This is a genomic window from Kribbella sp. NBC_00482, from assembly GCF_036013725.1.
Lineage (GTDB): Bacteria > Actinomycetota > Actinomycetes > Propionibacteriales > Kribbellaceae > Kribbella.
In genome coordinates this window covers 3,675,006-3,689,581 of sequence record NZ_CP107881.1, presented here as the reverse complement: position 1 = coordinate 3,689,581, position 14,576 = coordinate 3,675,006, and the positions used below count along the sequence as shown (strand labels likewise).

14 protein-coding genes are annotated in these 14,576 nt (G+C 68.1%); 7 read left to right on the top strand and 7 right to left on the bottom strand.

Annotated features, from left to right (window positions below):
- Positions 1-23: 23 nt before the first annotated feature.
- The gene (locus OHB24_RS18230) at positions 24-1,553 is read right to left on the bottom strand and encodes an amino acid permease (RefSeq protein ID WP_327640239.1); all 1,530 of its coding nucleotides are present in this window, start codon (positions 1,551-1,553) and stop codon (positions 24-26) included.
- Positions 1,554-1,709: 156 nt separating this feature from the next.
- Here OHB24_RS18230 and OHB24_RS18225 point away from each other — a divergent pair, with 156 nt between their 5' ends.
- The 7 genes from OHB24_RS18225 (at position 1,710) to OHB24_RS18195 (ending at position 8,845) form a co-directional block, all read left to right on the top strand.
- Positions 1,710-3,062, top strand: a complete 1,353-nt coding sequence (locus OHB24_RS18225; RefSeq protein ID WP_327640238.1) for a glutamine synthetase family protein — start codon at positions 1,710-1,712, stop codon at positions 3,060-3,062.
- On the top strand, positions 3,043-3,762 hold the full coding sequence (locus OHB24_RS18220) for a gamma-glutamyl-gamma-aminobutyrate hydrolase family protein (protein WP_327640237.1): 720 nt from the start codon (positions 3,043-3,045) through the stop codon (positions 3,760-3,762). The genes OHB24_RS18225 and OHB24_RS18220 overlap by 20 nt, the downstream gene beginning before the upstream one ends.
- On the top strand, positions 3,759-5,105 hold the full coding sequence (locus OHB24_RS18215; protein ID WP_327640236.1) for an aldehyde dehydrogenase family protein: 1,347 nt from the start codon (positions 3,759-3,761) through the stop codon (positions 5,103-5,105). Before OHB24_RS18220 ends, OHB24_RS18215 begins: the two co-directional genes overlap by 4 nt.
- Positions 5,106-5,882, top strand: a complete 777-nt coding sequence (locus OHB24_RS18210; protein ID WP_327640235.1) for a 3-oxoacyl-ACP reductase — start codon at positions 5,106-5,108, stop codon at positions 5,880-5,882.
- A gap of 9 nt (positions 5,883-5,891) precedes the next feature.
- On the top strand, positions 5,892-6,611 hold the full coding sequence (locus OHB24_RS18205; protein WP_327640234.1) for a FadR/GntR family transcriptional regulator: 720 nt from the start codon (positions 5,892-5,894) through the stop codon (positions 6,609-6,611).
- A gap of 124 nt (positions 6,612-6,735) precedes the next feature.
- On the top strand, positions 6,736-7,668 hold the full coding sequence (locus tag OHB24_RS18200; protein WP_327640233.1) for a zinc metalloprotease: 933 nt from the start codon (positions 6,736-6,738) through the stop codon (positions 7,666-7,668).
- A 46-nt stretch (positions 7,669-7,714) separates the two neighbouring features.
- Positions 7,715-8,845, top strand: a complete 1,131-nt coding sequence (locus OHB24_RS18195; RefSeq protein ID WP_327640232.1) for a D-alanyl-D-alanine carboxypeptidase family protein — start codon at positions 7,715-7,717, stop codon at positions 8,843-8,845.
- On the opposite strand, the gene OHB24_RS18190 is transcribed toward OHB24_RS18195, so the two are convergent.
- From OHB24_RS18190 to ngcE, 6 genes are all read right to left on the bottom strand, one after another.
- Positions 8,839-9,882 (bottom strand): YihY/virulence factor BrkB family protein, encoded by a 1,044-nt coding sequence (locus tag OHB24_RS18190; RefSeq protein WP_327640231.1) that lies wholly within the window; start codon positions 9,880-9,882, stop codon positions 8,839-8,841. The genes OHB24_RS18195 and OHB24_RS18190 overlap by 7 nt on opposite strands.
- A 29-nt stretch (positions 9,883-9,911) precedes the next feature.
- Entirely contained in the window at positions 9,912-10,424 is a 513-nt protein-coding gene (locus tag OHB24_RS18185; RefSeq protein WP_327640230.1) for a 2'-5' RNA ligase family protein, read from the bottom strand.
- A 126-nt stretch (positions 10,425-10,550) separates the two neighbouring features.
- Positions 10,551-11,624, bottom strand: a complete 1,074-nt coding sequence (gene trpS / locus OHB24_RS18180) for a tryptophan--tRNA ligase (RefSeq protein ID WP_327640229.1) — start codon at positions 11,622-11,624, stop codon at positions 10,551-10,553.
- 75 nt (positions 11,625-11,699) lie between these two features.
- On the bottom strand, positions 11,700-12,104 hold the full coding sequence (locus OHB24_RS18175) for a hypothetical protein (RefSeq protein WP_327640228.1): 405 nt from the start codon (positions 12,102-12,104) through the stop codon (positions 11,700-11,702).
- A gap of 59 nt (positions 12,105-12,163) precedes the next feature.
- On the bottom strand, positions 12,164-13,171 hold the full coding sequence (locus OHB24_RS18170; protein WP_327640227.1) for an iron-siderophore ABC transporter substrate-binding protein: 1,008 nt from the start codon (positions 13,169-13,171) through the stop codon (positions 12,164-12,166).
- A gap of 58 nt (positions 13,172-13,229) precedes the next feature.
- Complete coding sequence (gene ngcE / locus OHB24_RS18165; protein WP_327640226.1) at positions 13,230-14,573, bottom strand: N-acetylglucosamine/diacetylchitobiose ABC transporter substrate-binding protein; 1,344 nt, start codon at positions 14,571-14,573, stop codon at positions 13,230-13,232.
- Positions 14,574-14,576 lie beyond the last annotated feature (3 nt).

The following is a 14,576-nucleotide window of genomic DNA, read 5'->3' as shown; positions in this document are numbered from 1 at the left end:
ATGGTCTTTCGACGACTTACGGCTCAGATCGACTCGAGGTCGCGCTCGATCGCGGCTAGTTCCTCCTCGGTGCCTTGGACCTTGGGGCCGGTGAACCAGCGGCGGGCGGAGAGGAACCAGTACGCCGCCGCGAAGCCGAGCACCACGAGTACGGCGATCGGCGTGTAGTTGAAAGTGCTACCAGTAACAGGGCTGACCTGCGGCAGCATGAACAGGATCGTGATGAACGCGACCCAGATGATCGCGACGATGCCGATCGGGCGGCTCCAGCGGCCGAGGTGCCACGGGCCGGGCTGGAAGTCCTTGCCCTGGAGCAGCCGCAGCAGGGTGGGTAGCACATAGGCGATGTACAGGCCGATCACCGCGATCGAGGTGACAGCGGCGTACGCCGTCGCGTTCCAGAGGTACGGCAGTCCGAGGAGGAACGCCCCGCCGGCGGCCAGCCAGATCGCGTTCGTAGGTGTCCTGGTCTTGCCGTTGATCTTGTGCCAGAACTTGGACCCCGGCAACGCTCCGTCACGGGAGAACGCGTAGATCATCCGCGAGTTCGCGGTCACCGACGACATCCCGCAGAACAGCTGCGCGCCGATCACCACCAGCAGCAGGACCTTGGCCAGTCCCGCACCGACCGCGTCGATGAAGATCTGGGCCGGCGGTACGCCGATCTCGCCCTCGAGGGCGCCGTCGTAGCTCTGGATCGCGAACGTCAGACCGATCAGCAGCACCCACCCGGCCGCCAGCGAGACCAGGATCGACATCACGATCCCGCGCGGACCCGACCGGGCCGCGTCGTGCGTCTCCTCGGTCATGTGCGCGGACGCGTCGTACCCGGTGAAGGTGTACTGCGCGAGCAGCAGGCCGAGCAGCGCGACGTAGAAGGTTGAGCCCCAGCCGGTGTTGTTGACGAAGTGGCCGAACACGAACCCGGCCGACTGGTGCTTGTCCGGCACGAACACGAGCGCGCCGACGATGAAGACGACGCCGACGATGTGCCACCACACGCTGATGTCGTTGAGCTTGGCGACCAGCTTCACGCCGAACGAGTTCAGCAGCCCGTGCACCAGCAGGATGATCCCGAACAGCAGGATCGTGTGGCCGGGCGTCGTACTGAAGCCGAACTGCAGGTCGAGGAACGCGTTCAGGAAGAACGCGGCGCCGAAGTCGATCCCGGCGGTCACCGCGACCTGGCCGAGGAAGTTGAACCAGCCGGTGAACCAGGACCAGGCCGCGCCGTTCGACCGCGCGAGTTTGGCGGACCAGTAGTACAGCCCGCCGGCGGTCGGGAAGCTCGAGCAGACCTCCGCCATCGCGAGGCCGACGAACAACGTCATCAGGCCGACGAACGGCCAGCCCCAGACGATCATCACCGGGCCGCCGGTGTTCATCCCGAACCCGTACAGGGTCAGGCAGCCGGACAGGATCGAGATGATCGTGAAGGACACCGCGAAGTTCGAGAACCCGGACATCGTCCGGGACAGCTCCTGGGCATAACCCAACTGATGCAGGCGTTTCTCGTCGTCGGTCAACGGGGCGGCGGACTCGTCCTTACTCATTGCGGGCCTCCTAGACACAGCGCCTCAATGGTCTCCCCCCAGACCTTTAGGTAATTGAGGCACCCCGGTCAGGCAGTGTCAAGGGAAACTGCACGCGTTGACATCCCGAGCCAGACTTGAGTCAATGGACTGGAAACAGACCAATAGACTCCGGGAGTGGCCGTGTTGAGTGTGGAGGAGCTGCGCAGGCTGGTCGAGGCCGGCGAGGTCGACACGGTGCTGGTGGCGATCACCGATATGCAAGGGCGGTTGCAGGGCAAGCGGTGCGGTGCGCGGTACTTCCTGGAGGAGGTGCTGAAGCACGGGTCCGAGGGCTGCAACTACCTGCTGGCGGTCGACGTCGACATGAACACCGTCGACGGCTACACGATGTCCTCCTGGGAGCGCGGGTACGGCGACCTGATGATGGCACCTGACCTGGACACACTGCGTCTGGTGCCGTGGCTCGAGGGCACTGCGCTCGTGTTGTGCGACGTACAGTGGCTGGACGGTACGCCGGTGGTCGCGTCGCCGCGGCAGGTACTGCGGGCCCAGCTGGACCGCCTCGCGGAGCGGGGACTCAAGGCGTACGTCGGGACCGAGCTCGAGTTCATCGTGTTCGACGACACCTACGAAACCGCGTGGAACAAGCGATACGTCGGCCTCACCCCGTCGAACCAGTACAACGTCGACTACTCCCTCGTCGGCACCTCCCGGGTCGAGCCGCTGCTGCGCGACATCCGCAACGGCATGACCGGCGCCGGCCTGTACGTCGAGTCCGCGAAGGGCGAGTGCAACTTCGGGCAGCACGAGATCGCGTTCCGGTACGACGAGGCGCTCGCGACCTGCGACAACCACTCGATCTACAAGACCGGCGCGAAGGAGATCGCCTCCAAGCACGGCAAGAGCCTCACGTTCATGGCGAAGTACGACGAACGCGAGGGCAACTCGTGCCACATCCACCTGAGCTTCCGCGCCGACGACGGCGACCCGGTGCTCGCCGGTGACGGCGACCACGGCTTCTCCCGGTTGATGGACCAGTTCATCGCCGGCCAGCTCGCGTGTCTGTCCGAGTTCACCTATCTGCTGGCCCCGAACATCAACTCCTACAAGCGTTTCGTCCGCGGCAGCTTCGCGCCGACCGCGATCGCCTGGGGTCTCGACAACCGCACCTGCTCGCTGCGCGTGGTCGGCCACGGCGACTCGCTCCGCGTCGAGAACCGCCTCCCCGGCGGCGACGTGAACCCGTACCTCGCGGTCGCCGCGATCATCGCCTCCGGCCTGCACGGCATCGAGAACGAACTGGAGCTCGAGCCGCTCCTGGAGGGCAACGCGTACGAGTCGGACAAGGAGCACGTCCCGTCCACGCTCCGCGAAGCCGCCGCCCTCTTCACCGGTTCGAAGATCGCCCGTACGTCGTTCGGCGACGAGATGGTCGACCACTACAGCAACGCCGCACGCGTCGAGCTCGATGCGTACGACGCCGCCGTCACCGACTGGGAGCGGGTCCGTGGGTTCGAACGCCTCTAGACGACTCCTCAGGCGCCCGCGCATCGGGATCACGACCTACCTGGAACCGGCGAGCTGGGGGATCTGGAACCGGGACGCCGCGTTGATTCCGCGGGTGTACCTGGATGCGGTGGTGGCGGCCGGAGGGGTGCCGCTGCTGCTGCCGCCGGTCGGTACGGATCCGTCCGTCCTGGAGATCCTCGACGGACTCGTGATCGCCGGCGGCTGCGACGTCGATCCCGGCTCCTACCAAGCAGCTCCGCATCCGGAGACCGTCGGCACCAGGCCCGGCCGCGACGACCACGAAGCGATCCTCATCCGCGCCGCACTCGCTTCTGATGTTCCCTTGCTGGCGATCTGCCGCGGTCTGCAGATGCTGAACGTGACGCTCGGCGGCACCCTGCACCAGCACCTGCCGGACGTCGTCGCGCACGACGCGCATCGCCCGGAGCCGGCGACCTTCGGCAGCGTCGAGGTGAAGACCGAGCCCGGCACCCTCACCGCGCGGATCCTCGGCGAACGCGCTGACGGCAGCTGCTACCACCACCAGGCGCTCGACGTCGTCGCACCGGGGCTGAAGGTCACTGCCCGCGCGGACGACGGAACGGTCGAGGCGGCCGAGGTGGAAGGCCACGACTTCGCGCTCGGGGTGCAGTGGCATCCGGAGGAGAACCCCGAGGACCTGCGGCTGTTCACCGCACTGATCAGGAGCACCCAATGAAGTATGACGTACTCAATCCGGCCACCGAGAAGGTGATCCGGACGATCTCACTTGCCACGCAGGACGATGCGGACGCGGCGATCGCCCGGGCCGCGAAGGCGTTCGAGACCTGGCGGGATGTGACGCCCGCCGACCGCGGACGGCTGCTGCGGCGGTTCGCCGACGCGGTCGACGCCGACCTGGAGAACCTGGCCGCGCTGGAGGTCGAGAACGCCGGCCACACGATCGGCAACGCGCGCTGGGAAGCGGGCAACGTCCGCGACGTACTCACCTACTATTCGGCCGCTCCGGAACGCCTTTTCGGAAAGCAGATTCCGGTTGCCGGCGGCATCGATATCACGTTCCAGGAACCGCTCGGCGTGGTCGGTGTCATCGTTCCGTGGAACTTTCCGATGCCGATCGCCGGCTGGGGCTTCGCGCCTGCCCTGGCAGCCGGAAACACCGTTGTCCTGAAGCCGGCCGAGCTGACCCCGTTGACGGCGATCCGGCTCGGTGAGCTCGCCCTGGAGGCCGGCCTTCCGCCCGGCGTCTTCGAGGTCGTGCCCGGTAAGGGAACCGTTGTCGGAAACCGTTTCGTCACGCATTCCGCGGTCCGCAAGATCGTTTTCACCGGCTCCACCACGGTCGGCAAGCAGATCATGGCCGGCTGCGCGGACCAGGTGAAACGGGTGACGCTCGAGCTGGGCGGCAAGTCGGCGAACATCGTCTTCGCCGACGCGGATCTGGAGAAGGCTGCCGCGCAGGCGCCGTACGGCGTGTTCGACAACGCGGGGCAGGACTGCTGCGCGCGTTCCCGGATCCTCGTCGAGCGTTTGGCGTACGACCGGTTCCTGGAGCTGCTGGAGCCGGCGGTGAAGAACTTCAAGGTCGGCGACCCGAGTGATCCGGCGACCGAGATGGGTCCGTTGATCTCCGCGGGGCAGCGCGAGCAGGTCGCGTCGTACGTCGAGAACCCCGCGTTCCAAGGGACTGCGCCGAGCGGGCCCGGGTTCTGGTTCCCGCCGACGGTGCTGGCGCCCGCGAGCGAGCGCGCGGCGCGGGAGGAGATCTTCGGGCCGGTGGTCGCGGTGATCCCGTTCGCGGACGAGGCCGACGCGCTGCGGATCGCGAACGACAGCGAGTACGGGCTGTCCGGCTCGATCTGGACCCGCGACGTCAGCCGCGCGATCAGAGTCGGCCGCGGCGTCGAGGCCGGCAATCTCTCCATCAACTCCAACTCGTCGGTGCGGTACTCGACGCCGTTCGGCGGTTACAAGCAGTCCGGCCTCGGCCGGGAGCTCGGCCCGGACGCGCTGGCCGCGTTCACCGAGACCAAGAACATCTTCATCAGCACGGAGGACTGAATGGACGTCAAGGCTCATCGGCTCGAAGGGCGGGTCGCCGTGGTGACCGGCGGCGCGAGCGGGATCGGTCTGGCCACGGTACGGCGGCTCGCTGCAGAGGGAGCGCATGTCGTGATCGGCGACCTCGACCCGGCCGCGGGCAAGGACGCCGCGGACGAGGTCGGCGGGCTGTACGTGCCGACCGACGTCACCGACCCGGCCGCGGTCGAGAACCTGTTCAAGCAGGCCTTCGACACGTACGGCGCCGTGGACATCGCGTTCAACAACGCCGGCATCTCACCGCCCGACGACGCATCGATCCTGGACACCGGGTTGGAGGCGTGGCGCAAGGTGCAGGAGGTCAACCTGACGTCGGTGTACCTGTGCTGCAAGGCCGTGATCCCTTACATGCAACGGCAAGGCCGCGGGTCGATCATCAACACCGCCTCGTTCGTCGCCGTGATGGGCGCGGCGACCTCGCAGATCTCGTACTCCGCGTCGAAGGGCGGCGTCCTCGCGATGAGCCGCGAGCTCGGCGTCGAGTTCGCGCGGCAGGGGATCCGGGTGAACGCGCTCTGCCCGGGGCCGGTCAACACCCCGTTGCTCACCGAGCTGTTCGCGAAGGACCCGGAGCGGGCCGAGCGCCGGCTGGTCCACGTCCCGATGGGCCGCTTCGGTGAGCCGGAGGAGATCGCCGCCGCGGTCGCGTTCCTGGCCAGCGACGACTCCTCCTTCATCACCGCCAACACGTTCCTCGTCGACGGGGGAATCTCGGGCGCCTATGTGACACCGATCTAGTCTGAGGACATGGTCGTTCAGGCAGATGACGCGGTGTTCCGGCCGGTCCGGGCCGGGAACCCGTTCGAGGAGACGGTCGAGCGATTGCTGCAGGCAATCAAGCTCGGCGTCGTCGTGCCCGGCGACCGGCTGCCCCCGGAGCGCGAGCTCGCAACCCGGCTGAACGTCAGCCGAGTCACGCTCCGTGAGGCGATCCACGCCCTCACCGAGGCCGGGTACGTCGAGTCCCGCCGCGGCCGGTACGGCGGGACGTTCGTCAACGAGCAACTCCCGAAACCCCGTCGTACGCCGGCCAAGCGCCTCGCCCGCGACCTCGCCGGCGGCCTCGACGACGCCCTGACGCTGCGCTTCGTCCTGGAGACCGGCGCCGCGGAAGCCGCCGCCTCCCGCACGCTGACCCCCGCCGAACGCGCCCACCTCGAGCGCTGCCTGGCCGACACGTCCACGGCCCGCCTGGCCGACTACCGCCGCCTGGACTCCCGTCTCCACCTCGCCATCGCCGAAGTCACCGGCTCCCCCTCCCTGACGTCGGCCATGGCCGACGTCCGCATGCGCCTCAACGAACTCCTGGACGCCATCCCCCTCCTGGAACGCAACATCGACCACTCCAACCACCAGCACCAGGCCGTCATCGACGCGATCCTGACCGACGACCCCGCTACCGCCCGCGACGCGATGCAAGAACACCTGGCGGGCACCGAAGCGCTCCTCCGCGCCTTCCTCGAATAGCGGCTCGGCGTGGTGGTGCCGTGGCACTGGGAGGCCAGGGAATCGGTTGGCAGGTGCCGGGATGGTGGGGAAAATCGCCGGATTCGGCCGCACCGCCCAAGCGGCCCGATTCTGGAGGACCGCTATGCGATCTTTCGTTACCCGTCCCCGCGCTCTGGCCGTTCTCCTGGCCGGTACGGCGCTTGCGTTCAGTCCGCTCGGTGGACAGGCGACTGCCCAGTTGCCCGTCGACCAGACCGGAAACCCGGCCTGCTTCACGCCTGAGGAAGGTGCCGCTGCGCGTGGCGGCTTCGGTGCAGACCACCGGGAGCTGTCGGCGGCCGAGCAGAAGGCCATCGACGCCAAGACAGCACAGATCCTGAAGGCCAAGCGTGGATTCACCGCCGGCACGCTGGCCGCGGCGAGTGTCCCTGTCTACGTGCACGTCATGCTCAGCACCTCCGGCGCCGGTGACGTCACCGACAGCCAGATCTCCCAGCAGATCGCCGAACTGAACCAGGACTTCGCCGGCCAGGAGTCGTCGCAGGCCGCGAACACCGGATTCACGTTCTACCTGGCCGGCACCGACCGCATCAAGAACAACCAGTGGCACAACGACCGGCAGAGCACGCAGTACCGGTCACAAACGCGCAAGGGTGGCAAGAACGCCCTGAACATCTGGCTGGTCGACTTCTCGTACCTCGGTATCGCGACGTTCCCGTGGGACTACGCGAGCAACCCGAAGATCGACGGCATCCGGGTGCAGTACAGCTCGCTGCCCGGCGGTTCGGCGACCAACTACAACCTCGGCAAGACGGCGTCCCACGAGGCCGGACACTGGTTCGGGCTGTACCACACGTTCCAGGGCGGCTGCACGAGCACGAACGACTCGGTGGCCGACACTCCCGCCCAGAGCAGCTCGTCCAGCGGCTGCCCGACCGGCCGGGACTCCTGCTCGCTGTCGGGTCTGGACCCCATCCACAACTACATGGATTACTCCTACGACTCCTGCTACAACCAGTTCACGCCCGGCCAGTCAACCCGCATCAGCAACATGTGGACCGCCTACCGGGCATGAGACCCACCTGTGACATCTGCACCGGTCGGCAACTAGAGTGCCGCCGATGCGTTTGCTTCTGACGGCCTGCGCAACCACTGCACTGGTGGTCGCCGGACCTCTGACAGCGACCGCCGTCGGCCAGGCCCCACAGGGCCCGGTCGGCGGCGACCTGCTGACCGCGAAGCCGACGGTGGTCGCCAACGGGGCGGCACCGCCGGCTGTCCAGGCATCGGCGTACGTCGTGGCCGACGTGGACACCGGCCAGGTACTGGCGGCCAAAGCGCCGCACGCGCAGCTCCGCCCGGCCAGCACCCTCAAGACGCTGACCGCGCTGGTCCTGCTGCCCCGGCTGAAGAAGACCGATCCGGTGGTCGGTTCGGACGCCGACGCCGGCATCATCGGCAGCAAGGTCGGCGTGTACCCGGGCCTGCGCTACACCGTCGACCAGCTGTTCCAGGGCATGTTCCTGGCCTCCGGGAACGACGCCGTCCACGCACTGTGCGCCCACGACCAGGGCGGCGTACCCGCGACCATCCAGCGGATGAACGCGAAGGCCAAGGATCTCGGCGCGCTGGACACCCACGTCACCGACCCGACCGGCCTGGACGCCGACGGGCAGTACTCCAGCGCCTACGACCTGGCCCTGTTCGCGCAGGCCGGGCTGACCCGGCAGGACTTCGCGAAGTACGCGTCGACGAAGTACACGACCTTCCCGAACGTCGGCAACAAGGGCACGTACCAGGTCGCGAACCAGAACAAGCTGCTCTTCAACTACGACGGCGCGCTCGGCGTGAAGACCGGCTACACGACACTGGCGCGGAACACGTTCGTCGGCGCCGCCCGCCGCAACGGGCACACGCTGGTCGTGACGATGATGAACGCGCCGCACGGCATCACCGAGGACGCGAGCAACCTGCTGACCTGGACGTTCACCAACTACGGCAAGCTCAAGCCGGTCGGCACCCTCGTCAAACCGGCCGTCGCGCCGCCGAAGACCCAGCCGGAAGGCAAACCCGCCACCCAACCCGAGTCGGGTACGGCGGGCCACCCGCAGGCACGCACCGCGCTCAGCCCCGGCCAGGCGGTCCAGTCACTCGCCTTACGAGTCCCCGACTGGGCGTACGCCGCCCCACCCGTACTACTCCTCGGCCTCTTCCTCCGCCGCCCACGAACCCTCCGCCGCCGCCGTCACTGACGCCGGACGGCTCGCACGGCTCGGAGGCCCTGGAGGGCCAGAGTGGTGAGTGTGACGCCCAGTACTGCGCCGGCGGCGACTGCGACGGTGTCCGCCTTGTGCTCCGGGATCGGGACGACCTTGTAGCGCTTGCCGGGCGGGCCGAGCAGCAGGGGCTCGATCTCGACCGGGCCCGACGGGAGCGTGGCGGGCTCAGCGACCTTGGCGTCGAGCGTTGCCTCCTTCGTCCAGGCCGCGACCAGCATGATCACCCGGGTCATCAGGTAGATCCAGACCAGCAGCGCGAGCGGCAAGGCGACCGCGCCGTACGCCGCGTTGGCGCCGATCACGTGGTTCACGTAGAGGTTGCCGAGCCGCTGCGCCAGGTAGAACACGATGCCGCCGGCAAGGGCTGCGATCAGCGACACCTTGCGGGGCAGGAGGATCCGCGGCAGGGCCGTCTGCATGTACAGGAACAGCACGGCGCCGGCGGCGACCCCGATCACCAGGCTGATCAGACCGAGTCCCCAGTGCGCCAGCCAGGTACCGTCCAGGTCGACCCAGCCGACGATCCGCTTGGACAGACCGGTCAGGATCGACGACGCGCCGGTGGCGATCAGGCCGATCAGACCGAGACCGATCAGCGCGCCGAGGTCTACGCCCTTCAGCTTGAGCGCGTTGCCCGGCTCGTCGTCCAGCTCGTGCATGGAGCGGATCGAGGCGCGCAGCGAGTCGATCCAGCCGAGGCCGGTGAGCAGCAGCGAGGCTCCGGAGACCAGGCCGATGGCCCCGGCATGCCCGATCAGCCCGTCGATGTCGATCTTGTCGCCGATACCGGGCAGGTTCTGGCGCAGGGCGTCCTTCAAGGCCTCGATCGCGTCGTGGCCGAGCAGCGGCCCGGTGATCGCCGCGGCCAGCACGATCAGCGGGAACAGCGACAGGAACCCGAAGAAGCTCGTCGCTCCCGCCAGCCGGTTGCCGCGACGGTCGCCGTACCGCTTCCACGCCCGCCACAGCTGCGACCGCTTGAACCGCTGCCAGGCGGACTTGATGTTCATTGGTCTCCTGTACCCCGGGTAACGGAGACTCAGCCTGCCAGCGGGAACGACCGCTGCGGGCGCCACACGCCGTCGGAGCCGTGTTCGTAACGGCTGAAGTGCTCCACGTCGAAGGCGCAGTCGTACTCCGACAGGGCGTCGTACGCGCGGTCGAGCGCGTCCTTGTCCAGGTCGTGGGCGACCGTGACGTGCGGGTGGTACGGGAACTTGAGGTCGACCTTCAGCGGGCCGGAGCGGACCTGGGACTGCAGCACCTCGCACGACGAGATGCCCTCGGCCAGCGGCACGAACACCACCGGCGAGATCGGCCGGAAGGTCGCCGTACCGCGCAGCCGGATCCGGAACCGCGGGAACCGGGCCGCGACCGCGAGCAGGTGCTCGTCGATCGCCGCCAGGTCGCCGGCCTCGATCTCGGTCGGCGGCAGCAGCGTGACGTGGGTCGGGATCGAGGCGGCCATCGGATCACCGAAGTCGGCACGGTACTTCTGCAGCTCCGTGCCGTACGGCTCCGCGATCGGGATCGCGACACCGATCGTGGTCATGGGGCCTCCCGGTCTGGACTGAGGAGCGGCGGGAGCGAAGCGACCAGAGCGACGAGGGAAGACCGGGAGCAACAGCCCCATGACCCGCCGCGACGGAGTCGCGGCATCAGCACGGTCATCGGCGGCCTACCGGCCCGATCCCGGAATCGAACCCAGCGCTGGGCCGGGGACGAAGCCGAGCCGGTCGTACACCCGGGCCAGCGTCGGCTCGGTGACCGCGCGGGCCCGTTCGGCGCCGGCCGCGAGGATCGCGTCCAGCTGCGCCTTGTCGTCGAGGTAGGCCAGCGTCTTCTCCCGGAACGGGGTGACGAACTCGACCACGACGTCGGCCAGGTCCTTCTTGAAGTCGCCGTACCCGCGGCCGGCGTACTCGTCCTCGAGCTCGCTGATCTTGCGGCCGGTGAGCGCCGAGTAGATGGTCAGCAGGTTGGCGACACCGGGCTTGTTCTCCTGGTCGAAGATCACGTCGCGACCGGAGTCGGTGACCGCCGAGCGGATCTTCTTCGCGCTCGCCTTCGGGTCGTCGAGCAGGTCGATGATGCCGGCCGGCGACGAGCCGGACTTGCTCATCTTCGCGGTCGGGTCCTGCAGGTCGAAGATCTTCGCGGTCTCCTTGACGATGTGCGCCTCGGGGACCCGGAAGGTCTTGCCGAACCGGTGGTTGAACCGCTGTGCCAGGTCGCGGGTCAGCTCCACGTGCTGGCGCTGGTCCTCGCCGACCGGGACGCGGTCCGCCTGGTAGACCAGGATGTCCGCGGCCTGCAGGATCGGGTACGTGAACAGGCCGACGGTGGCGCGGTCGGCGCCGCCCTTGGCCGTCTTGTCCTTGAACTGCGTCATCCGGCTGGCCTCGCCGAACCCGGTGATGCAGCCCATCACCCACCCCAGCTGCGCGTGCTCGGGCACGTGCGACTGGACGAAGAGGGTGGACCGCTCCGGGTCGATCCCGGCCGCGAGCAACTGTGCAGCGGACCGGCGGGTGCGATCGCGCAGCGCCTTCGGGTCATACTCCACGGTGATCGCGTGCAGGTCGACGACGCAGTAGAACGCCTCGTGGTCGTCCTGCAGGGCCACCCACTGCCGCAACGCGCCTAGGTAGTTGCCGAAGTGGAAGGAGTCCGCCGTCGGCTGGATCCCGGAGAGCACGCGGGGGCGTCGCTGGGAACCGGCTGCGGAGGGGTCAGACGCAGCTTGGGACATGGCCCCGATTCTGCCAGCGGCGTCAGTCCAACCCACACCCGGGCGGGTTATCAGTCATATCTCAAAAATTATGTGTCACCAGGACCAGCCGCGGGCGGCCAGTTCCTGCTCCTCCTGCCAGCGTTTCTCCTCGGACCGTTTCTGCTCGGCCTCCCCCGGGCAGCCGGCCAGCCGGCAGGCCTCGTCGAGAAGGTCGTCGTACGCCGCCTCGAGGGCCATCAGGCGATGCGCGCGGGCGTAGACGTTGGGCATGGACTCGACCCGCCGGATCTTGGTGGACAGGTGCCCCAGGCGGGTCTGCAGCCGGAGCGTGACGAACGGATCCGGGTCCGGAACCGGATGCCGGTGCAGTCGGGCCGCCACCCGCGCCGTACGCCGCTGGAGGCTCCGCCGCCACCGTGCCGGGGGCGGATTCGGCAGCAGGAGGCTCAGCAGGACGCACAGCGTCAAGAACAGGACCACCGCTGCCAGCCACACCATCGCTCTCACTCCCCACTCAGAGAGTACGGCGAACCTGCCGCGTCAGGCGATGGTGTTTTTTACCCGTTTGTCGCGGGATTTCCGTCCACCGCGGCTGCCAGCTTCGGGACCAGCTCGTCGAGCACGATCGGCAGGCTGAGCACGGACACGAAGCTGGTCGCGCCGTACAGCTGGTCGTCGTAGTCCTCCTCGACGAACACGTCCCGCCCTTGCGTGCGGACCTTCAGGTTCTTGTAGAGCGGGTCCGCCTTCAGCTTCGCCGTACCGCCCTTGGTCGGGAACCAGACCAGCACCTGCTGGTCGAGCAGCGAGATCCGCTCCGCGCTGATGTTCGCGCCGAACTTGTCGCCGATCGCCTTGTCCAGCCCGGCCGGCAGCGCGAACCCGAAGTCGGTCAGCAGCCGCGACCGCGGATCCTGCGTGCCGTAGATGAAGTAGCCCTCGTACGGCGTAGCCATCAACGCCGGCTTGCCCTTGAACTCGGGATGCTGCGTACGGACCTCGGAGAACCGGGCCTCGATCCCCTTCACGAGCTCGTCGGCCTGCGCCGGCTTCCCGACCGCCTGCCCGACGGTCCGTGCCACGACCTGCCAGGACACGCCGTAGTCCGGTACGCCGGCCGGCTGCGCGACCGTCGGCGCGATCGCGGTCAGCTTCTTGTAGTCGTCCGCCGTGATCCCGGCGTACAGCCCGATGATCAGGTCCGGCTGCAACGCCGCGATCTTCTCGAACTGCAGCCCGTCCTTGTCGCTCAGCACCTGCGGTACGGCGCCATCGCCGAGTTTCGCCTTCGCCCACGGGAACAACGCGCCCGGCTTCTCCCCGAACCACTCGGTCGTCGCCACCGGTACGACACCGAGCGCGAGCAGCGCGTCCTGCTCGACCAGTCCGACCGTCACGACCCGCTGCGGCGCCTGCTTGACGACGGTGTCGCCGTACTTGTTCTTGATCGTCACCGGGAAGGCGCCGCCCTGCTGACTCGCTGCCTGGGGCGCGTCGTCGTTCCCGCTTCCGCACCCGGTCAGGGCGAGCAGGAGTACGGCCAGGAACACCAGCAGGCGGCGCATGCGAACCTCACAGGGACTGAGTCAGGTCGAGTTAGGTTGCCCTAACCTAACTCAGATCTCAGTCCCGGTGGTACTTGGTGACCGCGTTGTCCTGTTTGAGCTTGTCGGCCGCGGCCTGGATCCGAGCGGTCCACTCGGACTGCTGCAGACCGCCGGCCATGAACTGCCCGGTGGCCGCGGCGGCCGCGTTCGCGAACTCCGGGTACCAGTCGTCGAAGTACCAGGTGATGAGCTGATCCCCGGCCGATGCGAGCAGGTCGCGCGCCGAGCTGAGCGCAGTACTCATCTCCAGCCCGTCGGCCGCCCCGCGGACGATGGTGAGCTGGCTCGACTCCGAGGTGACCTGCGCCGCGACGTCCGCCGACAGCATCGCCCGCAGGTACTCCATCCCACCGGCCTTGTTCTTCGCCTTGTCCGGCACCAGGACCGGCGCGGTCGCCGCGACGTGCAGCCCGCTGGCGAGCGCGGGCGAGGTGTCCAGCGCCGGTACGGCGAACATCGTCAGCGCGAAGTCCTGCGGGATCAGGCCCTTCATCTCGTTCTCGAGCCAGTTCCCGCACGGCAGCATCCCCACCTTGGAGGCGAGGAGGCGTTTCTGCGAACCGATGTGGTCGTAGTCGGCGGTCCCCGCGGCGAGCAGCCCGCGCTTGGTCAGCTCACCGACCGCGGTGATCGCCTTGGTGACGCTCTCGTCCTTCCAGGCGCCTTCGTCGAGGTTGTCGATCCGCTTCACGACGTCCTGGCCGCCGGTCTTGGCGGCCAGCGTGAGCACCAGTTCCAGCAGGTAGTACGGATGCGTGCCGGCGTACATGAACGGGCCGAGGCCGGCCGCCTTCATATCGGTGCCGAGGGCAAGCAGATCGGGCCAGGAGCGCGGTACGTCCCAGCCGTTGCGCTGGAACAGGCTGGCCGAGTACCAGATCCCGTACACGCTCGCGATGTAGTTGACGGTGCGCTGCGCCCCGTCGTACCGGCCGAAGCTCAGCATGTCGGGCAGGAGCTGGTCCTTGACCGTCGCGGACTGGTTGTCCCAGGACGGCGCGTCCAGCAACTGCTGCAGGTCGGTCAGCTGACCTTCCTTGACCAGCCGGCCGAGCTTCAGCGCGTCGTCACCGGTGCTGAGCACCAGGTCGGGTGGGTTGCCCGCCGCGAACCGGGGCAGCAACTGGGCGGACAGTTGCGTTGTCACCTTCGGCGTGACCACGGCGGCCGCGTACTTCTTCCGGTACGCCGCCGCCGCGAATCCGCCGTACTCCTCACTGATGACCAGGTCGACAGGAGCGTTCCCGTCCACCGTGAACGGGTTCTCCTTCGACACCGGTGGGGCGACCGTTTGGCTGGTGCAGCCGCTCACGACCGCACCGGCCAACGTCCCTTGCAACAAAGTCCGCCGTCTCAGCATCAC